General features: G+C 63.8%; 15 protein-coding genes, 1 other RNA gene and 3 pseudogenes. 17 read left to right on the top strand and 2 right to left on the bottom strand.

Annotation, left to right across the window (positions count from 1 at the left end):
- The first annotated feature begins 38 nt into the window (after positions 1-38).
- The 13 genes and pseudogenes from rnpB (at position 39) to murB (ending at position 15,074) form a co-directional block, all read left to right on the top strand.
- An RNA gene (gene rnpB / locus P3R82_RS14095) (RNase P RNA component class A) lies at positions 39-434 on the top strand.
- Positions 435-1,257: 823 nt separating this feature from the next.
- Positions 1,258-1,698 carry a division/cell wall cluster transcriptional repressor MraZ gene (gene mraZ / locus P3R82_RS14100; protein ID WP_246400120.1) on the top strand — a complete coding sequence of 147 codons (441 nt, stop codon included), beginning with the start codon at positions 1,258-1,260 and terminating at the stop codon, positions 1,696-1,698.
- A 14-nt stretch (positions 1,699-1,712) separates the two neighbouring features.
- Positions 1,713-2,738: a 16S rRNA (cytosine(1402)-N(4))-methyltransferase RsmH gene (gene rsmH, locus P3R82_RS14105; protein WP_283194302.1), complete on the top strand. Its 1,026-nt coding sequence runs from the start codon at positions 1,713-1,715 to the stop codon at positions 2,736-2,738.
- Between the two features lies 1 nt (position 2,739).
- A pseudogene (locus P3R82_RS14110) lies at positions 2,740-3,143 on the top strand (hypothetical protein).
- A gap of 2 nt (positions 3,144-3,145) precedes the next feature.
- A complete protein-coding gene (locus tag P3R82_RS14115; RefSeq protein ID WP_283194303.1) occupies positions 3,146-4,897 on the top strand; it encodes a penicillin-binding protein 2 in 1,752 nt (583 codons plus the stop codon).
- A gap of 67 nt (positions 4,898-4,964) precedes the next feature.
- Positions 4,965-6,425: a UDP-N-acetylmuramoyl-L-alanyl-D-glutamate--2,6-diaminopimelate ligase gene (locus tag P3R82_RS14120; protein WP_283194304.1), complete on the top strand. Its 1,461-nt coding sequence runs from the start codon at positions 4,965-4,967 to the stop codon at positions 6,423-6,425.
- Positions 6,422-7,855, top strand: coding sequence for a UDP-N-acetylmuramoylalanyl-D-glutamyl-2,6-diaminopimelate--D-alanyl-D-alanine ligase (locus P3R82_RS14125; RefSeq protein ID WP_283194305.1), 1,434 nt, complete (start codon positions 6,422-6,424; stop codon positions 7,853-7,855). Before P3R82_RS14120 ends, P3R82_RS14125 begins: the two co-directional genes overlap by 4 nt.
- 22 nt (positions 7,856-7,877) lie before the next feature.
- Positions 7,878-8,978 carry a phospho-N-acetylmuramoyl-pentapeptide-transferase gene (gene mraY, locus P3R82_RS14130; protein WP_183899123.1) on the top strand — a complete coding sequence of 367 codons (1,101 nt, stop codon included), beginning with the start codon at positions 7,878-7,880 and terminating at the stop codon, positions 8,976-8,978.
- Between the two features lie 7 nt (positions 8,979-8,985).
- A complete protein-coding gene (gene murD / locus P3R82_RS14135; protein ID WP_283194306.1) occupies positions 8,986-10,398 on the top strand; it encodes a UDP-N-acetylmuramoyl-L-alanine--D-glutamate ligase in 1,413 nt (470 codons plus the stop codon).
- 1 nt (position 10,399) lies between these two features.
- Complete coding sequence (gene ftsW, locus P3R82_RS14140) at positions 10,400-11,554, top strand: putative lipid II flippase FtsW (protein WP_183899121.1); 1,155 nt, start codon at positions 10,400-10,402, stop codon at positions 11,552-11,554.
- Between the two features lie 6 nt (positions 11,555-11,560).
- Entirely contained in the window at positions 11,561-12,691 is a 1,131-nt protein-coding gene (gene murG, locus P3R82_RS14145) for an undecaprenyldiphospho-muramoylpentapeptide beta-N-acetylglucosaminyltransferase (RefSeq protein ID WP_283194307.1), read from the top strand.
- Positions 12,688-14,103, top strand: coding sequence for a UDP-N-acetylmuramate--L-alanine ligase (gene murC / locus P3R82_RS14150; protein ID WP_183899119.1), 1,416 nt, complete (start codon positions 12,688-12,690; stop codon positions 14,101-14,103). The genes murG and murC overlap by 4 nt, the downstream gene beginning before the upstream one ends.
- Complete coding sequence (gene murB, locus P3R82_RS14155) at positions 14,100-15,074, top strand: UDP-N-acetylmuramate dehydrogenase (protein WP_283194308.1); 975 nt, start codon at positions 14,100-14,102, stop codon at positions 15,072-15,074. The genes murC and murB overlap by 4 nt, the downstream gene beginning before the upstream one ends.
- Positions 15,075-15,116: 42 nt before the next feature.
- Here murB and P3R82_RS14160 read toward each other — a convergent pair whose 3' ends face one another.
- Both P3R82_RS14160 and P3R82_RS14165 read right to left on the bottom strand, forming a co-directional pair.
- The gene (locus P3R82_RS14160; protein WP_283194309.1) at positions 15,117-16,214 is read right to left on the bottom strand and encodes a metallophosphoesterase; all 1,098 of its coding nucleotides are present in this window, start codon (positions 16,212-16,214) and stop codon (positions 15,117-15,119) included.
- A 118-nt stretch (positions 16,215-16,332) separates the two neighbouring features.
- Positions 16,333-17,637 carry an MFS transporter gene (locus P3R82_RS14165; RefSeq protein WP_183899116.1) on the bottom strand — a complete coding sequence of 435 codons (1,305 nt, stop codon included), beginning with the start codon at positions 17,635-17,637 and terminating at the stop codon, positions 16,333-16,335.
- Between the two features lie 496 nt (positions 17,638-18,133).
- Here P3R82_RS14165 and P3R82_RS14170 point away from each other — a divergent pair, with 496 nt between their 5' ends.
- The 4 genes and pseudogenes from P3R82_RS14170 to ftsZ all read left to right on the top strand — a co-directional run bounded on the left by P3R82_RS14170 (position 18,134) and on the right by ftsZ (position 23,087).
- Positions 18,134-19,060, top strand: a complete 927-nt coding sequence (locus P3R82_RS14170; protein ID WP_283196343.1) for a D-alanine--D-alanine ligase — start codon at positions 18,134-18,136, stop codon at positions 19,058-19,060.
- Positions 19,048-19,979, top strand: a pseudogene (locus tag P3R82_RS14175) (cell division protein FtsQ/DivIB). Before P3R82_RS14170 ends, P3R82_RS14175 begins: the two are co-directional and overlap by 13 nt.
- Positions 19,976-21,307: a cell division protein FtsA gene (gene ftsA / locus P3R82_RS14180; RefSeq protein WP_183899114.1), complete on the top strand. Its 1,332-nt coding sequence runs from the start codon at positions 19,976-19,978 to the stop codon at positions 21,305-21,307. Before P3R82_RS14175 ends, ftsA begins: the two are co-directional and overlap by 4 nt.
- A 57-nt stretch (positions 21,308-21,364) precedes the next feature.
- Positions 21,365-23,087 (top strand): annotated as a pseudogene (gene ftsZ / locus P3R82_RS14185) (cell division protein FtsZ).
- Positions 23,088-23,370: the final 283 nt, after the last annotated feature.

Consider the following 23,370-nt stretch of genomic DNA (forward strand, 5'->3'; position numbering starts at 1 on the left):
GTTGGCATTCGTCGGCCGTCTCGGTTAAGGGAGCCGGACCAGTTGGCCGGGCAGCCGCGCTTTACCAATGTCGAAAGACGGTAGGGTGAGGAAAGTCCGGGCTCCACGGAAACACGGTGCCGGATAACGTCCGGCGAGGGCGACCTCAGGGAAAGTGCCACAGAAAGCAAACCGCCTGCCTCGGCAGGTAAGGGTGAAAGGGTGGGGTAAGAGCCCACCGCGTCTCCGGCAACGGCGATGGCAAGGTAAACCCCACCGGGAGCAAGACCGAATAGGGATGACGCGGACGGCGCAAGCCGTCCGGCTGGTTTCCAGGCCAGTCATCCGGGTGGGTTGCGAGAGGCAACGTGCAAACGTTGTCCCAGAGGAATGGCTGCCACGTTCCGGTTTCGGCCGGAGCCATACAGAACCCGGCTTACAGGCCAACTGGCGATTGCTTTTTTATCCGCGTCCATACGATTTCACTGATCCTTTCGGGGCTCAGTGAGACGTGGGCGGCTGCCGAAGACATTCCTCGCAGACCGTGGTGCTGAGCGAAAGCGCCGACCATCGCTTCAGTAGTTTTCCACAGTTTGCGCACTGAATTTCAGAAGTCATGCCGACTTTCTTCAGTGGAAGCTGAGTATTCGGCGTTTTCATTCCGCTTAACATTCCCTTGAAGCTAAAACTCGCCATGGAGTTTCTCCGTGTTTTCTTTGTTTGTTCTGCAAATGGATATGTTTTTGTCTTTGCGTATGCATGATAGCTAAAATACATTATTTTACGTTAATGCCATAGTAGGAAAGAAAGGCCGCAATAACGCAGGTGGCCGGACGGTGAGGTTGCCGTATCAGCCGGGAACAAAATGTGCATTTAAAGTTGCGTTTTCGAGTTTTCACCTGCGCGGCGTGCCCGAATTTTCTTTCCGCAACCGGGGATGTCTGGGACGTCGTTCGCGACGCTCTTCGGGGGCGTCTCGAAGGTCGGGAAATCGGCCGCTCATAACCCTTTGTTAAACTTAACAGCTTATAAATTTTCGATACTGCGCTCATCGTGAGACGGGCGTTTCCCATTGACGCCCATATGGTCCCATGCTATCCCATTCCTGCACTGCGCAAGGGCAATCAAGTGCCCATCAATCGCAAAGTAGAGGCGTACTCCTTACCGGAGGCGCTGGATGGAATGTCGTTCATCCGGCTGGCGAAGCTGTGTCTGAGAAATGGAGTTCGGGGCGCCTAATTGCTGTCCGGGCTCTTTCGGGAACGGATGTTTCGTGTCATGGGCCGCTTCCTTTCACATGCGACCAACAGGATCGATTCCAAGGGCAGGGTCTCCGTGCCCGCAGCGTTTCGATCGGTGATGGCGCAAGGCAACATCCAGGATTTGTACTGCTTCCAGGATTTTGTGTTTCCGGCGATCAGCGTCGGCGGTTCGGACCTTCTCGAAAGGTTCGAGCGGCAGATCGCTGCGGAAGATCCGTTTTCGCCGGAAGCGAACGAGATGTCGCTGCTCATTCACGGGGGCGGGGTCTTCATGAAGCTCGACGCCGAGGGGCGGTTGACGGTCACGGACTTCATTCGCGACTTCACCGGTATCTCGGACGAGGTGACCTTCGTCGGTCGGGCGGATCATTTTCAGCTGTGGCAGCCGAAGGAATTTCAGGCGGTGCAGCAACGAGCACGAGAGGAGCGCAGGCTGGCGGGCAAGCGTTCCTCGTAACACGAGGGAACGGAATGGCGGCGAATCCTGGCGAAGGTTCAACTGATGCCGGTGGCGGACCGGTTCGCCACATTCCGGTTCTTCTCAATGAGGTCCTGACGGCGCTCGAGCCCGCGGCCGGCAAGGTCATTCTCGACGGTACCTTTGGCGCTGGCGGTTACACGTCGGCCATTCTGTCCGGTGGCGCCGAGGTGATCGCGCTCGACCGCGATCCGACGGCGATCTCCGGCGGGCAGGCGATGGTGGCCGCGCATGGCGGTCGTCTGAAGCTCATTCACTCGCAGTTTTCGCGGCTGGCCGATCATGCGCCGGCCGCCGGCCTTGACGGCGTCGTGCTCGATATCGGCGTATCGTCGATGCAGATCGACGAGGCCGATCGCGGCTTCTCGTTCCAGAAGAACGGCCCGCTCGACATGCGCATGTCGGCATCGGGCGTTTCCGCCGCCGACGTGGTCAATCGCGCCAAGGTCGCCGAACTCATCCGCATCTTCCATTTCCTCGGTGAGGAGAGCCAGTCGCCGCGCATCGCGCATGCGATCGAGAAACGCCGCGCCGAGAAGCCGTTCGAGACGACGCGCGATCTGGCTGGCCTGATCGAGATCGTCACGCCGCGCAAGATGAAGGACAAGATCCATCCGGCGACGCGGGTGTTCCAGGCGCTGCGCATCTTCGTCAACGACGAACTCGGCGAACTGGCGCAGGCGCTGTTCGCGGCCGAGCAGGCGTTGAAGCCGGGCGGTCGCCTCGTGGTCGTCACCTTCCACTCGCTGGAAGACCGCATCGTCAAGACCTTCTTCTCCGATCGCGCCGGCAAGGCATCCGGCTCGCGCCATATGCCCATCGCCCACGAACGCGCCGCGACCTTCGACCGGATCGGCAAGCCAATGGTGTCGGCGAGCGACGCCGAGGCCGAGCTTAATCCGCGCGCCCGCTCCGCCAAGCTGCGCGCCGGTCTCAGGACCACGGCGCCGGCGGAAGCCGCCGACATGTCGATCTTCGGACTGCCCAACCTCGCAAGCCTCGGAAAGCTCGGAGCCTGATATGCTGAGAACCTTCGACCTCATCCTGATCGGCGTCATGACGGCGGCTGCCGCGTGACCTACACGATCAAGCATCGCGCCGAGCTGAAGCTGGAGGAGGTTCGCCGCCTCGAAACCGAGATCAAGCTCGAGAAGGATACGATCGACCTGTTGAAGGCCGACTGGGCCCTGCAGTCGCAGCCGAACCGGCTGGAACGGCTGGTGGCCAACTACAATGGCGAGCTGCAGCTGCAGCCCACCCTCTCGACTTCGCTGGTCCGCCCGCAGGAGCTGCCGATGCTGAAGTCGCAGGTTCCGGTGCCGCAGGTGGCCGATGCCAAGGCCGGCGCGAAGCCGAAGCCGAAGATCATGGCGGCGAAACCCGCCGAGGCCGAAGACGACCTGGTAACCGGATCGGTGGAGTAGAGATGTCCTTTCTTTCACGCATCATGGTCGCCAAGAGCCAGGCGCACTTCTCATCCGGCGTCTACAGCCGGTTTGGCGGATCGGCCGGCAACGCGCCGATCCCGGGCTGGCGCAAGAAGCGCAGCGGTCAGGCGAAGAGCCGGGTGGGCCTGCTGGCTTTCGCCTTCGTCTGTGGCTATCTCGTCATCGGCGGGCGTCTGGTCGAATATGCCGTGCGTGACCCCGATACCGTCTCCAGCATCCTGCCGCCCGACCGCCTGCTGGCGTCGCGCCCCGATATTCTCGACCGCAACGGCGAGGTGCTGGCCACAGACATCCGCACGGTCTCGCTGTTCGCCGAGCCGAACAAGATCGTCGATGCCGACGAGGCCGTCGAGAAGCTGACGACCGTGCTGCCCGATCTCGACATGAAGGGCACCTACAAGAAGCTCGCCAACCGCAATTCGCACTTCGCCTGGCTGCGCCGCCAGCTGTCGCCGAAGCAGCAGAGCCAGATCCTGGCGCTCGGCATTCCGGGCATCGGCTTCCGGCCGGAAAAGCGCCGCTTCTATCCCGGTGGTCCGACCGCCGCGCATATCCTCGGCTACGTCAATATCGACAATCGCGGCGTCGCCGGCATGGAAAAGTATATCGATGACCAGGGGCTCGCCGATCTCGCCTCCGTCGGCATGACCAGCGACCAGCCGCTCGAGCCGATCAAGCTGTCGATCGACGTGCGCGTCCAGAACATCGTGCGCGACGTGGTCGCCAATGCCGTGACCAACTACGAAGCCAAGGGTGCGGGCGCCGTCATCCTCGACATCAATACCGGGGAAGTGCTGGCCATGGCGTCCGCCCCGGATTTCGATCCGAACAACCCGCTCGAGGGCGCCAAGGAGGGCTGGCTGAACCGCATGTCGAACGGCACGTTCGAGATGGGGTCGACGTTCAAGACGTTCTCGCTCGCCATGGCGCTCGACACCGGCAAGGTCAAGCTGACGGACAGCTTCGACGCTAGGCAGTCGCTGCGCATCGGCGGCTTCACCATTCACGATTTCCATGGCCAGCAGCGCTGGCTGACGCTGCCCGAGGTGTTCCAGTATTCCTCCAACGTCGGTACCGCCCGCATCATCGACATCGTCGGTATCGATGCGCAGAAGGATTATCTGACGAAGCTCGGCCTTCTCACCAAGATGCAGACCGAGCTGCCGGAAGTGAAGATGCCGAGCCAGCCCAAGGTCTGGAAGAAGATCAATTCGGTGACGATCTCGTTCGGCCACGGCGTCTCGACGACGCCGCTACAGACGGCGGTGGCCGGCGCCGCGCTCGTCAACGGCGGCAGGCTGATCGAGCCGACGTTCCTGCCGCGCACGCGCCAGCAGGCCGACGATGTCGCCGAAGTCGTGGTCAAGAAGACCACCAGCGACGACGTGCGCTATCTCTTCAAGCTCAACGGCATCAAGGGCTCCGGCCGCAATGCCGACGTTCCCGGCTTCAATGTCGGCGGCAAGACCGGAACCGCCGACAAGGTGGTCAACGGCCGCTATGCCAGCAACCTCAACTTCAACGCCTTTCTCGCCGCCTTCCCGATCGACGATCCGAAATATGTGGTGCTGACCTTCTGCGACGAGCCGCATAATGGTGAGAAAGGCCAGAACATCGCGGCGTTCACCGCCGCTCCGATGGTCAAGAACATCATCTCCCGGGCGGCGCCAATCCTCGGTGTGGAACCGAAGTTCGGTGACGACGGATCGGCCATGTTGGTGTCTTATTGAGTCTGGATGAATGTCGCGGCCGATCCGCCATGGGGGCTAGACGGCTCGAAAGAGAAGTGTGCGTTCGATGAAACTGCGGGACATCGCCGGAAATGCGTTTCCGGAACTGAAGGAACAACTGAACGGGCCGGTGGGCGCGCTGGAGATTTCCGGCCTTTCCGCCGACAGCCGCAAGATCGCGCCCGGCATGGCTTTCGTCGCCGTCTCCGGCACCAAGGCCGACGGCGCGGGCTTCATCGCCGACGCTGCCGCGCGCGGTGCCGTCGTGGCGGTCGCCTCGCATGCGACCGAAGCCTCCATTCCCGTCCTCGTCGTCAACGAACCGCGCCGCTTCCTGTCGCTCGCCGCCGCGAATTTCTACGGCAAGCAGCCCGAAACCATGGTCGCCGTGACAGGAACCGCCGGCAAGACGTCGGTCGCCTCCTTCACGCGGCAGATCTGGGCCTATGCCGGCCATCCGGCCGCGATGATCGGCACGACGGGCGTCGTTTCGCCGACCCGCAATGATTACGGCTCGCTGACCACACCCGATCCGGTGTCGCTGCATGCGCTGCTGGCCGAACTGACCGACGAGGGCGTGACGCATGCCTCGATGGAGGCGTCGAGCCACGGCCTCGACCAGTCGCGTCTCGACGGCGTGACGCTCGCCGCGGCCGCCTTCACCAATCTCGGCCGCGATCACATGGATTACCATCCGACGATCGAGGACTACATGGCCGCCAAGATGCGGCTGTTCGATACGCTGCTGCCGAAGGGCGCGCCCGCCGTGATCTTTTCCGACGACGCATGGTCGGAGCAGGCGATCAAGGCGGCGATCGATGCCGGGCATATCGTGCGCACCGTCGGCCGCAAGGGCGAGTATCTGACGCTGAAGCGCGTCGAGCATTTCCGCCACAAGCAGGTGGCCGAAATCCACGCCGAGGGACAGATCTTCGAGGTCGACATTCCGCTTGCCGGCGATTTCCAGGTGGCCAACGCGCTTGTCGCCGCCGGTCTTGCCATGTCCACCGGCGTTCCGGCCAAGGTCGCCATGGCGGCGCTCGAAAAGCTGCAGGGCGCGTCCGGCCGCCTCGAACTGGTCGGCCACACCAAGGACGGCGCGCTCGCTTATGTCGATTACGCCCACAAGCCCGATGCGCTTTCGAATGTGCTCGAATCCGTGCGTCCGTTCACGACCGGCCGTGTCATCGTCGTCTTCGGCTGCGGTGGAGACCGCGACCGCGGCAAGCGGCCGATCATGGGCGAGATCGCCTGCCGGCTGGCCGATGTCGTTGTCGTTACCGACGACAATCCGCGCTCGGAAGAGCCGGCATCGATCCGCGCCGAGATCATGGTGGCGGCTCCCTGCGCCACCGAGATCCCCGATCGCGCCCAGGCCATCCGCGAGGCGGTCGCCATGCTGACGTCGGGCGACACGCTGATCGTCGCCGGCAAGGGGCATGAGGAGGGGCAGACGATCGGTGGCGTCACGCTGCCGTTTTCGGATCACGCCGAGTTGCGCAAGGCTTTGGAGGAGCTGAAATCGTGAGCTGGCTTTGGACGACGCAGGACATGATCACGGCCATGGCCGGGCGCCCGTTCGGCAGCTTGCCGGAGGGCATTACCGGGATTGCGATCGACAGCCGGACGATCCAGCCGGGTGAGGCCTTCTTCGCGATCAAGGGCGACCGTGTCGATGGTCATGACTATGCGTCGATGGCGATGGCCAATGGCGCGGCTTTGCTCGTGGTCAGCGAGGCGCGCCTGCCGGCGCTCGGCCGCCTGACGGTGCCGATGATCGTCGTCGAGGACGTGCTTGTGGCGCTGGGCAAGCTCGGGCTTGCGGCGCGGGCTCGTTCTCGTGCGCAGATCATCGCCGTCACCGGGTCGGTCGGCAAGACGACGACCAAGGAGATGCTGCGCCGGGTTCTGGCGCCGTCGGGCAAGGTGCATGCGTCGGTCGCATCCTTCAACAATCACTGGGGCGTGCCGCTGACCTTGGCGCGCATGCCGCTCGACACCTATTTCGGGGTCTTCGAAGTCGGCATGAACCACCCGGACGAAATCCGCCCGCTGGTCAAGATGATCGAGCCGCATGTGGCCGTCGTCACCACGATCGCGCCGGCGCATCTCGGCAACTTCAAGAGCATCAAGGAAATCGCGACCGCCAAGGCCGAGATCTTCGAGGGCGTCGTGCCAGGCGGCCATGCCGTGCTCAACCGCGACAACGACCAGTTCAATTTCCTCGACCGCACGGCGCAGGCCTGCGGCATCCAGCATATCCATTCGTTCGGGCAGCACGCCAAGGCCGATTTCCGCATGGCGGAGTTCAACGGCGGCGACCAGAGCTCGACACTGTGGATCACCATCGACGGCGAGACGCACGAGGTGGCGATCGGCGCGCCCGGGCGGCACATCGCCGAGAACGCGCTGGCAGCGCTCGGCGTCGCCAGGATCGTCGGCGCCGACATGCAGTCGGCGATCGCAGCTCTCGCGACGCTGCAGGCCGAAAAGGGCAGGGGGCGACGCCACAAGCTGTCGATCGGCCACGGCAGCCTGACCGTCATCGACGAAAGCTACAACGCCAATCCGACATCGATGCGCGCGGCGATCGCGCTGCTCGCCAGCTCCGTACCCACGGGATCGGGACGGCGGATCGCCGTTCTCGGCGACATGCTCGAGATGGGCGACTATTCGCAGAAGGTTCACACCGATCTCGCGGGACCGCTGCTGGCCGCCGGTATCGAACATGTCTGGCTCGCCGGGCCTGAGATGCTGGCGCTGAAAGAATCACTTCCCGAGAGCGTTTCGGTCGTGCATCGCGCCCAGACCGACGAACTCATCGACCACGTACTGAACTCGGTCGCGGTAGGCGACGTGCTGATGGTAAAATCGTCATTGGGCCTCGGTTTCGGCAAGATTATTGCCGCGCTCCTTGACAAGTTCCCGCCATTTGCCGACACGCAACGCGAATTTTGAGCGGGTAAACAAGGGGCCCTGAATGCTGATTTGGCTAGTCGAACTGTCGGAACACCTGAAATTCCTAAACCTGTTCAGGTATATTACGTTCCGCACGGGCGCCTCTCTCTTCACCTCCGCGCTGATCGTTTTCCTGTTCGGACCGATGATCATCAATTCGCTGCGCGTGCGCCAGGGCAAGGGTCAGCCGATCCGCGCCGACGGTCCGCAGACGCACTTCAAGAAGGCGGGTACGCCGACCATGGGCGGCCTGATGATCCTGGCCGGCATCGTCGGCTCGTCGCTTTTGTGGGCGGATCTGTCGAACATCTACGTCGTGGCGACGCTGCTCGTCACGCTCGGCTTCGGCGCGATCGGCTTTTATGACGACTATCTCAAGGTCAGCAAGCAGAGCCACAAGGGCTTTTCCGGCAAGGCGCGCCTCGGCATCGAATTCGTCATCGCCGGCATCGCCGTCTATTTCATGATGCGGGCGTCGCTCGCCTCGGGTCCTGCCGGTTCGACCTTCGGGTCTTCGGTCGCCTTTCCGTTCTTCAAGGACTTCCTGATCAACCTCGGCATCATGTTCGTGGTCTTCGGCGGCTTCGTCATCGTCGGCGCCGGCAATGCGGTGAACCTGACGGATGGTCTCGACGGTCTCGCCATCGTGCCGGTCATGATCGCGGCCGCCTCCTTCGGCGTCATCGCCTATCTCGCCGGTAACGCCGTGTTCGCGAACTACCTGCAGATCAACTTCGTGCCCGGCACCGGCGAGCTGTCCGTCGTTCTCGGCGCCGTCATCGGCGCCGGCCTCGGCTTCCTGTGGTTCAACGCGCCGCCCGCCGCCATCTTCATGGGCGACACCGGGTCGCTGGCCCTCGGCGGCACGATCGGCACGGTTGCCGTCGCCACCAAGCACGAGATCGTCATGGCGATCATCGGCGGCCTGTTCGTCATGGAAACGCTGTCCGTCATCATCCAGGTCGGCTTCTTCAAGATGACCGGGCGACGGGTGTTCCTGATGGCGCCCATCCACCACCATTTCGAGAAGAAGGGCTGGACCGAAAGCCAGGTCGTGATCCGCTTCTGGATCATCGCCGTCGGCCTTGCCATGCTCGGCCTGTCGACGCTGAAGCTGCGGTAGGACGATCATGATCCCGGTCACCACGCTCTCAGGAAAAAAGGTCGCGCTCTTCGGGCTCGGCGGTTCCGGCTTCGCCACGGCGCGCGCCCTGATCCTGGGGGGCGCCGAGGTGACCGCGTGGGACGACAATCCCGACAGCGTGACCAAGGCCGCGGCCGAAGGAATACATACCGCCGATCTCAGGACGATCGACTGGAACGCGCAGTCGCTGTTCGTGCTGTCGCCGGGCGTGCCGCTGACGCATCCGAAGCCGCACTGGACGGTCGATCTGGCGCGCGCCGCCGGCGTCGATATCGTCGGCGATGTCGAGCTCTTCGTGCGCGAGCGCCGGGCGCACGCCCCCGACGCGCCGTTCATCGCCATCACCGGCACCAACGGCAAGTCGACCACCACGGCGCTGATCGCCCATATCCTGAAGGCGAGCGGCCGCGACACGCAGCTCGGCGGCAATATCGGCACGGCGGTGCTGACGCTCGAGCCGCCGAAGGCTGGTCGATTCTACGTCGTCGAGTGCTCTTCCTACCAGATCGATCTCGCGCCGACGCTCAACCCGTCGGCCGGCATCCTGCTCAACCTCACGCCCGACCATCTCGACCGTCACGGCACGATGCAACACTATGCCGACGTCAAGGAACGGCTGGTCGCCGGCAGCGACGTCGCCATCGTCGGCGTCGACGACAGCCATTGCGAGAGGATCGCCGACCGGATCGAGCGGGCGGGCGGCAAGGTGACGCGCATCTCCCGCCGCCACGCGCTTGCCGACGGCATCTATGCCGAGGGCACGCGGCTCATCCAGGCACATTCCGGCGCCGCCCTGCCGATCGCCGATCTCGACGGTATTCCGACGCTGCGTGGCAGCCACAACGCCCAGAACGCGGCGGCGGCCGTCGCCGCGTGCCTCGCGGCCGGCGTCTCGGTCGAGGATATCCGCGCGGGTCTTGCGTCCTTCCCGGGCCTGAAGCACCGCATGCAGCCGGTCGGCCAGCGCGGCAATGTGGTGTTCGTCAACGATTCCAAGGCGACCAACGCCGATGCCGCGGCGCCCGCGCTGTCGAGCTACGACCGTATCTACTGGATCGCCGGCGGCCTGCCGAAGGCGGGCGGGATCACGACGCTCGCGCCGTTCTTTCCACGCATCGCCAAGGCCTACCTGATCGGCGAGGCGGCCGCGGAATTCGCGGCTACGCTCGGCGAGGCCGTGCCCTACGAGATTTCCGGAACGCTGGACCAGGCGGTCGCGCATGCGGCCGCGGATGCGGGCCAGGACGAAAGCGGGCCATCGGCGGTCATGTTAGCACCGGCTTGCGCAAGCTTCGACCAGTACAAGAACTTCGAAGTTAGGGGCGATGCATTCGTCAGCCATGTGGCAGCGCTCGACGGGATAACCATGCTGATCGGTTCGGCAACAGGAGAGAAGTGACATGGTAAGTCGTGCGGAACGCGGGGCATTGGCCGATTGGTTCTGGACCATCGACCGGTTCTTCCTGGCGATGTTCATCTTCCTCATGGGGATCGGCCTGATGCTCTCCTTCGCGGCGTCGCCGGCGGTGGCCGAGCGCATCGGGCTGGAGCCGTTCCACTTCGTCAAGCGCCAGGCTGCCTTCATGATCCCGTCGCTGGCGGTGATGATCGGGCTTTCGTTCCTGACGCCGCGTCAGGTCCGCAGGACGGCGATCATTCTTCTGATCGCCGCACTCATCCTGATGCTGATGGCGCTGTTCTTCGGCGTCGAGGTCAAGGGTTCGCGCCGCTGGGTCACGCTGGCCGGCATTTCGATCCAGCCGTCCGAATTCATGAAGCCGGCCTTCGTGGTCGTCTGCGCCTGGCTCTTCGCCGAGCATGCGCGGCAGCCCGAGATTCCCGGCAATCTCTTCGCCATCATCCTCTTCGGGATCGTCGCGGCACTTCTGGTGGCGCAGCCCGACCTCGGGCAGACGATCCTGACCACCGCCGTCTGGGGCGGCATGTTCTTCATGGCAGGCATGCCGTGGCTGTGGATCATCGTGCTCGGCGCGCTCGGCGTCGGCGGTCTCGTCAGCGCCTACTACGTCTTCCCGCACGTGGCGCTGCGTTTCGACAAGTTCATGACCGGCGAGGGCGATACGTTCCAGATCGATACCGCCCGCGAAGCGATCATCCGCGGCGACTGGTTCGGCCAGGGACCGGGCGAAGGCCTCGTCAAGCGCATCATCCCGGACGCGCATACCGACTTCATCTTTTCGGTCGCGGCCGAGGAGTTCGGCATCATCTTCTGTATCGCGCTGGTGCTGCTGTTTTCGGCGCTCGTCCTGCGCGGCCTGTCGCATGCCTACAAGGAGCGCAACGATTTCAGCCGCTTCGCCGTCGCTGGCCTCGTGCTGCAGATCGGCATACAATCCATCATCAACGTGGGCGTCAATCTCGAGCTGCTGCCGGCGAAGGGCATGACCCTGCCGCTGATTTCCTACGGCGGTTCGTCGATGGTCGCCATCTGCGTCACGGCCGGGTTCATTCTCGCGCTGACGCGCCACAGACCGGAAAAGCGTGCGCAGGAGCGGAGCCTGTTCCGCGTCGGGCACGGCATTCCGGCGGAGTAAGGGTTCATGAGCAAAGGCATCGTTCTGCTTGCCGCCGGGGGAACCGGCGGCCACGTGTTTCCGGCGGAGGCCCTGGCCTACAAGATGAAGGAACGCGGCTATTCCGTGCATCTGGTCACGGACAGCCGGGCGGAGCGCTACGCCGGCAAGTTTCCGGCCGACGAGATCCATGTCGTGCCGTCGGCCACGATCGCCTCGAAGAACCCGGTCGCGGTCGCGCGGTCGCTGTGGACGCTTTGGAGCGGCATGCGGGCGGCCAAGCGGCTGATCGGGCGGCTGAAGCCCGTCGTGGTCGTCGGCTTCGGCGGTTATCCGACGGTGCCGCCGCTGCTTGCCGCCTCGCGGCTTGGCGTGCCGACGATGGTCCACGAGCAGAACGCCGTGATGGGCCGCGCCAACAAGGCGCTGGCCAATCGCGTCAAGGCGATCGCCGGCGGCTTCCTGCCCGAGAATGGCGGTGCCTTTGCGGAGAAGACGGTGACGACCGGCAATCCGGTGCGGCCGGCTGTCATCGAGGCCGCCAGGACGCCCTATACGCCGTCGCGCGCGGGAGAGCCTTTCAATCTCGTCGTCTTCGGCGGCAGCCAGGGCGCCCAGTATTTCTCCAAGGCGATGCCGACGGCGATCAGCCTGCTCGACGACGATCTGCGCGCGCGTCTCAGGATCACCCAGCAGGTCCGCCCGGAGGACATGGGCATGGTCGGCGATTGCGTCGCCAAGCTCGACATGGGCGCCTCCTCCGAGATCGCTCCCTTCTTCACCGACATGGCCGAACGGCTGGCCAGGGCGCATCTGGTGATCTGCCGCTCCGGTGCTTCGACGGTGTCGGAGATCTCGGTGATCGGCCGTCCGGCGATCCTGGTGCCTTATCCGCATGCGCTCGACCACGACCAGGCGGCGAACGCCGCGTCGCTGGCGGCGACCGGCGGCGCCAAGGTGATCGCGCAGGCCGAACTCTCGTCCGAAAAGATCGCCTCGATCCTGACCCACACGATGAACGACCCGGAAAAACTCGCCCGAATGGCGGCCGCCGCCAAGCAGGCGGGTAAACCTGATGCCGCGAACTTGCTTGCCGACATGGTAGAGGCTATTGCGGCGGGACGTACAATTGCAGAGTTCAAGGGGAAAAGCGCATGAAAATGCCGAAGGCCATCGGCCTCGTCCATTTCATCGGCATCGGCGGTATCGGCATGAGCGGGATCGCCGAGGTGCTGCACAATCTCGGCCATCGCGTCCAGGGATCCGACCAGGCCGATAGCGCCAACGTCCAGCGCCTGCGCGACAAGGGCATCGAGGTCTTCGTCGGCCACAAGGCCGAGAATCTCGGCGATGCCGAGGTCGTCGTCGTCTCGACGGCGATCAAGAAGGACAACCCGGAACTCATCGCCGCCCGCGAGAAGCTGCTGCCCGTCGTGCGTCGCGCCGAAATGCTGGCCGAGCTGATGCGCTTCCGCAATGCGATCGCCATCGGCGGCACGCACGGCAAGACCACGACCACTTCGCTGGTCGCGACGCTGCTCGAAGCCGGCGGGCTCGACCCGACCGTCATCAACGGCGGTATCATCAACGCCTACGGCACCAATGCGCGCATGGGCGAGGGCGAGTGGATGGTGGTCGAGGCCGACGAATCCGACGGCACCTTCCTGAAGCTTCCGGCCGACGTCGCCGTCGTCACCAATATCGACCCCGAGCATCTCGACCATTACGGCAATTTCGACGCCGTGCGCGCCGCCTTCCGCCAGTTCGTCGAGAACGTGCCGTTCTACGGCTTCGGCGTCATGTGCCTCGATCACCCCGAAGTGCAGGCGCTGGTCGGCCGTATCGAGGACCGCAAGGTCGTGACCTATGGCGAAAACCCGCAGGCCGACGTGCGCTTCATGAATGTGCGCATCGACGGCGCGCGCTCGATCTTCGACGTCGAGATCCGTCGCCGCCGCACCGGCCAGGTGATCAAGCTCGACAATCTCGTCATGCCGATGCCCGGCCGCCACAACATCTCCAACGCGACCGCGGCGATCGCGGTCGCCAACCGTCTCGGCATGTCGAGCGAGGATATCGCCAAGGGGCTCGCCTCCTTCGGCGGCGTCAAGCGCCGCTTCACGCTGACGGGCGAATGGAACGGCGTGCAGATCTTCGACGATTACGGTCACCACCCCGTCGAGATCAAGGCGGTGCTGAGGGCGGCGCGCGAGGCCTGCAAGGGCCGCGTCATCGCCGTGCACCAGCCGCACCGCTATTCGCGCCTGGCGAGCCTGTTCGAGGAGTTCGCCGCCTGCTTCAACGACGCGGACAGCATTTTCCTGGCGCCGGTCTATGCTGCGGGCGAAGAGCCGATCGAAGGGGCCAACGCCGAAGCGCTGGTGTCGCTGATCAAATCGGGCGGGCATCGCGATGCGCGCTTCCTCGCTTCTCCCGAGCTTTTGCCTGAAATGGTCGCAGAGATTGCAAAGCCAGGCGATTTCGTGGTTCTGTTGGGGGCTGGGAGTATCACTTACTGGGCGGCAGCGCTGCCCAAGCAACTGGAAGGCCTTTCGGGTAGATCCGCATGAAACAGGTGAATGGGCAAAAGCTTCTTGCGTCGCTGGGCGACGGTGTAAAGGACATCCGCGGGAGGATTACACCGGATGCGCCGATGGATCGCGTCACCTGGTTCCATGCCGGCGGTCTCGCGGAACTGATGTTCCAGCCGCACGACGAAGAGGATCTGATCGCCTTCCTGTCGATTCTTCCCGAGGACGTGCCGATGACCGTGGTCGGCGTCGGCTCCAACATCCTGGTGCGCGACGGCGGCATCCCCGGCGTGGTTCTGCGCCTTTCGGCCAAGGGCTTCGGCTCGGTTGAACTGGCGGGCGAAAACCGCGTGCGCGCCGGCGCCATCTGCCCGGACAAGCATGTCGCGGCGATGGCGATGGACAACGGCATCGGCGGCTTCCACTTCTACTACGGCATTCCCGGCAGCATCGGCGGCGCCGCGCGCATGAACGCCGGCGCCAATGGCGGCGAGACGCGCGACCGCGTCGTCGAGGTGACCGCGATCGACCGCAAGGGCAACAAGCACGTGCTGTCGAATGCCGACATGGGCTACGCATACCGCCATTCGTCGGCTTCGAGCGACCTGATCTTCACCTCGGTGCTGTTCGAGGGCTATGCCGAGGATCGCGCCAAGATCCGCGCCGACATGGATGCGGTGCGCAGCCACCGCGAGACGGTGCAGCCGATCCGCGAGAAGACCGGCGGCTCGACCTTCAAGAACCCCGAGGGCCACTCCGCCTGGAAGCTGATCGACGAGGCGGGATGCCGCGGGCTCGTCATCGGCGGCGCGCAGATGTCGTCGCTGCATTGCAACTTCATGATCAACAACGGCCAGGCGACCGGCTACGATCTCGAATATCTGGGCGAGCAGGTTCGCCGCGAGGTATTCGAGAATTCCGGCATCAAGCTGGAATGGGAAATCAAGCGCCTGGGTCTGTTCATGCCGGGCCGCGAAGTGCGTCCGTTCCAGGGCGTGACGAGCGAGTAAGCGCTAGAACCTGTCGCATGTCGGGATCTCGTCCGACATGCCCTAGCCGAAACGTTTGGTGAAGGCGGTGGTGAAGGTCACCCCGCCGACACCGTCGGTGGCGTCGCCGATCGCCACATCCATCGTATTCCCCTTGATGCGCACGAGGCCGAAGCCGCCCATGAAGGCGGCGCGCGCCTTGAAGACGTCGATGCCGCCGGCCTTGTAGGTCGCGGGCGTATCGTGCTCATGGCCGTGGAAAATGCCGATTACGTTGTAACCCTCAAGGGTTGCGAGCAATTGCTGACGTTCTGATTCACCCCACCAGTGCGGTGCGCCGCTGCCCTCGATGGTGAAGGTGCTCTTTTCGGGGTCCCAGCGCTCGCGCGAGAAGCTGTCCCATCCATAGTGCTGGAAGATCACGACCGGGCGGCCGTCCTTGGCGTAGGCGGCGAGGTCGCGCTTCATCCAGTCGAGGCTGCTTGCCGTTCCCCGGGTGCTGTCGCCGCCATAGCGCTGCGCCTGGATGAGGTGCAGCCCGCCCCAGTTCCAGGAGTAGTTGTCGGAGGCCTCGTCGTAATTGTCGACGGGCACGACCGGCTTGAAGAAGACGCTCGGCTTGTGGTTCATCTGCACGTAGTCGCGCAGCTCGTCGCGGTACCAGTCCACCTGCGGGGGACGTCCGTCCTGGTCGAGATCGTGATTGCCGAGGCCGACATAGACGGGGAAGTGGATACGGTCCGGGCCCGGGCCCTGCTGGTAGCGATGCGAGAACTGCAGGAGCTGCGAGCCTTCCGCGACCTCCGCCATCTGGCCGCCGCCGTCATCGGTGACATCGCCGCAGACGATGACGCCCTGCGGCCTGGCGATGCGCTCGCCCGACAGCGCGAAGCCGGTGGCCTTGCCGTCGATCTCCCCGGGCCAGGTCTGGCGGTGGATGTTGTTGAGCGCCCTGATGTGGCGCAGGAGGTTGGCGTCGGTCTTGCCCTCGTCTTGGCAGTTCGGGCTGAGGCCGTCGCCGATGCGGCAGGCATGTACGTCGTTGATGACGAGGAAGGTGACGTCGATATCGGGGATGCCGGCGGCGCGGGCGAGCGGCGGCAGGCCCAGCGACAGGCCGGCGCCAAGGCCATGCGTCAGCAGCGATCGTCTTGTCAGCACGCGTCTCTCCCCGGCCCGTTGCCCGTGTCGAGAATAGAGGCGGGGCGTTAACAGACAAGAACGAAAAAGGCCGCGGCGGTTTCCCGTCGCGGCCCTCGATTGGCGATGAACGCTTCGATCAGACTTCGTCGCGGCCCGAGGCCAGGATGCAGATCAGCGTGATGACGGCCGAAAGGCCGAGATAGAAGCCGACATAGAGCATACCGTAGTTCGCCTGCAGCCAGGTGGCGATGTAGGGCGCGAGAGACGCGCCGAAGATGCCGGCGAGGTTGAAGGTGATCGACGAGCCGGTGTAGCGCACGGCGGTCGGGAAGGGGGCGGCGAGCGCCGTTCCGATCAGGCCGTAGGTCATGCCCATCAGCGCCATGGCGACGATCGCGAAGACCAGGATGCTGCCTTCGCCGCCGGACATCAGGCCGGGCAGGAGGAAGGAGAACAGGCCGATCAGCACGGTGGTCAGGATCAGCATCTCGCGGCGGCCGAAACGCTCGGCGAGCTTGCCGACGATCGGGATGAAGATGCCGAAGGAGATGGAGCCGACGATCTGGATCTCGAGCGCGTCGAGGAACGGGATCTTCAGGACCTTGACGTTGTAGGAGAGCAGATAGGCCGAGCCGATGTAGAACAGCACGAAGGTCGCGAGCGCCACGAAGGTGCCGAGGAACAGGCTGCGCTTGTGCTTGCGGAAGAGTTCGGCAACCGGAACGGCGACGCGTTCCTGCTTGTCGATGGCCTTCTGGAAAGCCGGCGTTTCGGTGATCGATAGGCGAACCCAAAGGCCGATGACGATCAGGACGATCGAGGCGATGAAGGGAACGCGCCAGCCCCAGGCCAGCAACTGTTCCTGCGGCATAAACTGCAGCAGCAGCCAGAAGATGCCCGAGGACAGGAAGAGACCGAGCGGTGCGCCGAGCTGCGGGAACATGCCGTACCAGCTGCGCTTGCCCTCGGGCGCGTTTTCGGTCGCCAGCAGCACCGCGCCGCCCCATTCGCCGCCAAGGCCGAAGCCCTGGCCGAAACGGCAGATCGCCAGCAGCAGGGGTGCCAGAACGCCGATCGTTTCATAGGAGGGCAGCAGGCCGATGATGACGGTGGAGATACCCATCGTCAGCAGTGCCGCGACCAGCGTCGTCTTGCGGCCGACCCTGTCGCCGAAGTGGCCGAAGACCACGGCGCCCAGCGGGCGGGCGAAGAAGGCGATCGAGAAGGTCGCGAAGGAGGCGAGCAGCGCGGTGGTCGGATCGCTGTTCGGGAAGAACAGCGTCGGGAAGACCAGCACGGCGGCCGTCGCGTATACGTAGAAGTCGAAGAATTCGATGGTGGTGCCGACGACGCTTGCGATCAGAACGCGCGCCGGCGAGTTGAGCTGCGCATTGTTCGATGAAGCGGAGGTCGGCGATACTTTTGATATCGCGTCTGACATTTTTATTCCAATCGGGATCAGGTATTCGCCTCTTCGAGGCCACGGGCTCATAACGCAATTTTAAGTCGGCGCAAATGCCAATCGCGCAACAAACCGACAAAAACTAGTGCGCTTCCTTTCCTGGGCGGAAAGCCTGGCGGCCGATCGCGCCGAAGCCCGCCTTTGTACCTTCGGCGGACGCGATGGAAGGACGAGCGCTCGCCGCTCCGGTCCGGCGGCGACCGGCGGCCGATCCCGGTTTGGCGCCGGGGCTTAAACTTTTTGTTTCGCTTTGACATTTCGGCGGTAACGCTTGGCGTTGCGGGGTTTTCGCCTTCCGCCAACGGTTTCCGACCGTCCCAATTCATGACCGGCCGGCCAGGAAGTTAACGAAAGTAAACGCTTCGTTAACCATAATGGCGCTCTAATACATGTGCGCCGGGCAAGCCAGATTCGGAAGAAAGCCAGCTTGGTGCAAGTCTTGGAATGCAGAGTACGGATTATTTTGGGGGTATCTATGAGTCGCAAGCATGTCGCTGTCCTTATGGGCGGATTTTCCTCGGAGAGGCCTGTCAGCCTTTCGTCCGGGGCGGCGTGCGCGGATGCTCTCGAGGCCGAAGGCTTTCAGGTTACCCGTATCGACGTCGATCGCGACGTGTCCGCCAAGCTCTCCGCGCTCAGGCCCGACGTGGCGTTCAACGCCCTGCATGGGCCGTTCGGCGAGGACGGGCTGATCCAGGGCATCCTCGAATATCTCGAAATTCCCTACACCCATTCCGGCGTTCTGGCCTCCGCGCTTGCCATGGACAAGAGCAAGGCGAAGGGCGTCGCGGCCGCGGCCGGCATTCCGGTCGCCGCGTCGCAGGTGATCAACCGCTTTTCTTTCCCCGCCGAGCATCCGATGAAGCCGCCCTATGTGGTGAAACCGGTGCGCGAGGGGTCGAGCTTCGGTGTCGTCATCGTTCAGGAGGATCAGTCGCGTCCGCCGCAGATCATCGGCTCGTCCGAATGGCGGTATGGCGAGGAGGTTCTCGTCGAGCGTTACATCCACGGACGCGAGCTGACCTGCGGCGTCATGGGTGACACTGTGCTGGGTGTTACCGAGATCGTTCCGCAGGGTCACAGCTTTTACGACTATGATTCCAGGTATGTGGCGGGTGGCTCGAAACACGTCATTCCGGCGAAAATTTCACCGAATATTTACCAAAAAATACAATCATTGTCATTAAGGGCGCATCAAGCAATTGGTTGCCGTGGAGTGAGTCGGTCGGATTTTCGGTATGACGATCGCTTCTCCGAAGACGGCGAAATCATCTGGCTGGAAATCAATACCCAGCCAGGCATGACTCCAACATCGCTTGTGCCCGAAATGGCCGGTCATGCCGGCTACTCGTTTGGTGAATTTCTTCGTTGGATGGTGGAGGACGCTTCTTGTTCTCGGTAACGGTCAAAAGGATGGGGCGCCCAAGCCATCAAGCCGAGACTTCCTATGCGGAAGGCGACGGGCGGATCGTGCTGCCGCGGCCGCTGCGCCGCGTCGTCCGCTTCCTGGTCAGCCTCGGCAGCGGCCGCATCTACATTCCTTCTCATACGGGTACGGTGTCGGCGCTGGTTTTCTTCGCTGCGACGGGCTTTTACGGCATGTCTCTCGGCGGTCACACCGAGGTGGTCGCGCAGGCGACGACGGCGCGGCAGGCTTCGCCGTCGAGGATGTGAAGGTGTCCGGCAATTCCGAGACCTCCGAAATCGACATCCTGCAGCTGATCGGTCTCGACGGCACGACGTCGCTCGTGGCGCTCGACGTGGATGCGGCGCGCCAGAAGATCGCGAAGCTTCCCTGGGTCGAGAGCGTCGAGGTCCGCAAGGTCTATCCGAAAACCATCGAAGTGAAGCTCAAGGAGCGCAAGGCCTTTGCCATCTGGCAGCATGGCACCGAGCTTTCGCTGATCGAGAAGGGCGGGGCGGTCATCGCGCCGCTTCGCGACAACAAGTTTTCGCAGCTTCCGCTGGTCGTCGGTCGCGGCGCCGAAGTGGCTGCCGCTTCGCTCGACGATGCGTTTTCCAAGTGGCCCGACATCAAGTCGCGCGTGAAGGCCTATGTCTGGGTCTCCGGCCGTCGCTGGGATCTGCACATGGACAATGGCGTCGTCGTCAAGTTGCCTGAAGACGATGTCGATCAGGCGCTGGCGCGCCTTTCGAAATTCAACAGCGATCAGGCTCTTCTCGATCGCGATATCGCGGCTGTCGATCTGCGTCTTGCCGATCGTACGGCCATTCAACTGACGCCTGAAGCCATGGAGCGCCGTCAGCTTGTTCTTGATCAGCGCACCAAGGATTTGAAGAAGGCGGGGCAGAATATATGAGCTTGTTCGGTTCGTCCCATTTTGGATTGCCGCGCCTGAAGCCGCTTTCTTCGAAGCGGTCGCATGTCGTCTCCGTCCTCGACATCGGTTCGACGAAAGTCGTCTGCATGATCGGCCGGCTGACGCCGCGCGAGGAGAGCCAGATTCTCCCCGGTCGCACGCACAACATCGAAATCATCGGCATCGGCCATCAGCGTTCGCGCGGTATCAAGACCGGCGCGATCTCGGATCTCGATGCGCTCGAGAGCGTCATCCGTCTGGCGGTCGACGCCGCCGAGCGCATGGCTGGCCTCACCGTCGAGAGCCTGATCGTCAACCTGACGGCCGGACGCCTCACCAGCGACATCTACACCGCCACCATCGATCTCGGCGGTCAGGAAGTCGAACTCAACGATCTGAAGAAGGTTCTGGCGGCGGCCTGCCAGCAGTCGCTGCGCCAGGATCGCGCCGTGCTGCATTCGCTGGCCACCGGTTTCTCGCTCGATGGCGAACGCGGCATCCGCGATCCGCTGTCGATGTACGGTGACGTTCTCGGCGTCGACATGCATGTCGTGACCGCCGAGCGCACGGCTCTCAAGAACCTCGAACTCAGCGTCAACCGCGCGCATCTGTCCGTCGAGGGCATCGTGGCGACGCCATACGCGTCCGGTCTTGCCGCCCTGGTCGACGACGAAGTCGAACTCGGTTGCGCCGCGATCGACATGGGCGGCGGCACGACGACGATCTCGGTCTTCGCCGAGGGCAAGCTGGTGCACACGGATGCCGTCGGTCTCGGCGGTCATCATGTCACCACCGATCTGGCGCGTGGCCTGTCGACCCGCATCGAGGACGCCGAGCGTCTGAAGGTGGTTCATGCCTCGGCCATGCCGAATTCCTCGGACGAACGCGAGCTGATCTCGATCCCGCCGATCGGCGAGGACGACCGCGATCTGCCGACGCAGGTGCCGCGCGCACTGGTGTCGCGGATCGTCAGCGCCCGCATCGAGGAGACGATGGAACTCATTCGCGACCGCATCCAGCGCTCGGGCTTCAGCCCGATCGTCGGCAAGCGCGTCGTGCTGACAGGCGGCGCAAGCCAGCTGACCGGCCTTGCCGACGTTGCCCGCAAGATCCTTGCCCGCAACGTCCGTATCGGCCGCCCGATGGGCGTCTCCGGGCTGCCGACGGCAGCCAAGGGGCCGGCGTTTTCGACGGCGGTCGGCCTGATGATCTATCCGCAGGTCGCGGATCAGGAAACACATGCGTCACAGAGCGGTCTGCTCATGTCGCTTGGCGGAAATAGCAGCCGCTTCGCCCGGATGGGCCAGTGGCTGAAGGAAAGCTTCTAGAAATTGAGTGAATTGGCCGGCGTGGCGATGCGGCCATAAAGAGAAGGAACGGGTACCATGACTATCAAGCTGCATACGCCAGATATCACTGAGCTGAAGCCGCGCATCACCGTGTTCGGCGTCGGCGGTGGCGGTGGCAACGCTGTCAACAACATGATCTCCGCCGGCCTCCAGGGCGTCGACTTCGTCGTCGCCAACACGGATGCCCAGGCACTGACGATGACCAAGGCGGAGCGCATCATCCAGCTCGGCGCCAGCGTCACCGAAGGTCTCGGCGCGGGTTCGCAGCCGGAAGTCGGCCGTGCAGCCGCTGAAGAATGCATCGACGAAATCGTCGATCACCTGAACGGCACCCACATGTGCTTCGTCACCGCCGGCATGGGCGGCGGCACCGGCACCGGTGCGGCTCCTGTTGTTGCCCAAGCTGCCCGCAACAAGGGCATCCTGACGGTCGGCGTCGTGACCAAGCCGTTCCACTTCGAAGGTGGCCGCCGCATGCGTCTGGCCGAAGCGGGTATCCAGGAACTGCAGAAGTCGGTCGACACGCTGATCGTCATCCCGAACCAGAACCTGTTCCGTATCGCGAACGACAAGACGACCTTCGCCGACGCATTCGCGATGGCCGACCAGGTTCTCTACTCGGGCGTTGCCTGCATCACCGACCTGATGGTGAAGGAAGGTCTCATCAACCTCGACTTCGCCGACGTCCGTTCGGTCATGCGCGAAATGGGCCGCGCGATGATGGGTACCGGCGAGGCTTCGGGCCAGGGCCGCGCGATGCAGGCGGCGGAAGCCGCGATCGCCAACCCGCTGCTCGACGAAACCTCGATGAAGGGCGCCCAGGGCCTGCTGATCTCCATCACCGGCGGTCGCGACCTGACGCTGTTCGAAGTCGACGAAGCCGCGACCCGTATCCGCGAGGAAGTCGATCCGGATGCGAACATCATCCTCGGCGCGACCTTTGACGAGATCGCTTGAAGGCATCATCCGCGTTTCCGTCGTCGCCACCGGCATCGACCGCGCGATGAACCAGGACGCCGGCAAGGGCTTCCAGCCGGTCCAGAAGCAGATTATCCGTCCTTCGGCGGCCGTTGCTCCGGCTCCGGCCGCAGTCCAGCCTGCCCCTGTCATGCAGCAGGCACCGAAGGCCGACCAGATCGCGCAGACCATCCGCATGGCCGAAGCCGAAATGGAACGCGAACTCGACATCCACGCTCCGCGCGCGGCTGCCCCGGTTCACCAGCAGCCTGCTCCGCAGGAAGCCTTCCGCCCGGCGAGCAAGATCTTCGCAGCTCCGGAAGCCGCACCGGTCATCCGCCAGGCTCCGATCCAGCAGCAGGCACCCGTGATGCACCAGCCGGCTCCGCAGCCCGTGATGCATCAGCCGGCGCCGGTCATGCAGCAGCCTGCTCCTGTCATGCAGCAGCAGCCGGTCCGCATGCCGAAGGTCGAGGATTTCCCACCGGTCGTTCAGGCCGAGATCGATCACCGCTCGCAGCCGGCACCCGTGTCGCATGCACATGAAGAGCGTGGTCCGATGGGTCTCCTGAAGCGGATCACCAACTCGCTCGGTCGCCGCGAAGAGGAAGTCGCGCCCGAGATGACGTCGGCTCCGGCAGCGTCCTCGCAGCAGCGCCGCCCGCTGTCTCCGGAAGCAAGCCTCTACGCTCCGCGTCGCGGAAACCTGGACGATCAGGGCCGTGCCGTACCGCAGGCCCGGATGATGCAGGAAGACGATCAGCTCGAAATTCCGGCCTTCCTTCGCCGCCAGTCGAACTGATAGGGACGCCTGGAATCGCCACGAATCAGCCCGGGAGTTCGCTCCCGGGCATTGTTGTATCAGGCACTCCGATTTGCGCCTGATTGCCTTGTGATTTCAAATGCATGCTTTCGTAACAATGCGAAAGAAACAGTGATTTGGATTGCGGCGCGGGCACACGTATGTATGGGCTGGAAAACCGTCCGACTGCGCGTTGACGCAGCATCGCGACGGAGGAAATAAGACTTGGCGAATGAGTTTCGACATAAGGGTCGCGGCGGATCGTCAGGGATAATAAAGGCAA

This window comes from Rhizobium sp. AN80A (assembly GCF_030053015.1).
GTDB classification, from domain to species: Bacteria; Pseudomonadota; Alphaproteobacteria; order Rhizobiales; family Rhizobiaceae; genus Rhizobium; species Rhizobium metallidurans.

Coding starts and splice junctions, on each gene's coding strand:
- ftsW (WP_183899121.1), top strand. CDS start 10,400: ATGGTAAGTCGTGCGGAACGCGGGGCATTGGCCGATTGGTTCTGGACC.
- ftsA (WP_183899114.1), top strand. CDS start 19,976: ATGAGCTTGTTCGGTTCGTCCCATTTTGGATTGCCGCGCCTGAAGCCG.
- murC (WP_183899119.1), top strand. CDS start 12,688: ATGAAAATGCCGAAGGCCATCGGCCTCGTCCATTTCATCGGCATCGGC.
- murG (WP_283194307.1), top strand. CDS start 11,561: ATGAGCAAAGGCATCGTTCTGCTTGCCGCCGGGGGAACCGGCGGCCAC.
- P3R82_RS14115 (WP_283194303.1), top strand. CDS start 3,146: ATGTCCTTTCTTTCACGCATCATGGTCGCCAAGAGCCAGGCGCACTTC.
- murB (WP_283194308.1), top strand. CDS start 14,100: ATGAAACAGGTGAATGGGCAAAAGCTTCTTGCGTCGCTGGGCGACGGT.
- mraY (WP_183899123.1), top strand. CDS start 7,878: ATGCTGATTTGGCTAGTCGAACTGTCGGAACACCTGAAATTCCTAAAC.
- murD (WP_283194306.1), top strand. CDS start 8,986: ATGATCCCGGTCACCACGCTCTCAGGAAAAAAGGTCGCGCTCTTCGGG.
- P3R82_RS14165 (WP_183899116.1), bottom strand. CDS start 17,637: ATGTCAGACGCGATATCAAAAGTATCGCCGACCTCCGCTTCATCGAAC.
- P3R82_RS14170 (WP_283196343.1), top strand. CDS start 18,134: ATGAGTCGCAAGCATGTCGCTGTCCTTATGGGCGGATTTTCCTCGGAG.
- rsmH (WP_283194302.1), top strand. CDS start 1,713: ATGGCGGCGAATCCTGGCGAAGGTTCAACTGATGCCGGTGGCGGACCG.
- P3R82_RS14120 (WP_283194304.1), top strand. CDS start 4,965: ATGAAACTGCGGGACATCGCCGGAAATGCGTTTCCGGAACTGAAGGAA.
- mraZ (WP_246400120.1), top strand. CDS start 1,258: ATGGGCCGCTTCCTTTCACATGCGACCAACAGGATCGATTCCAAGGGC.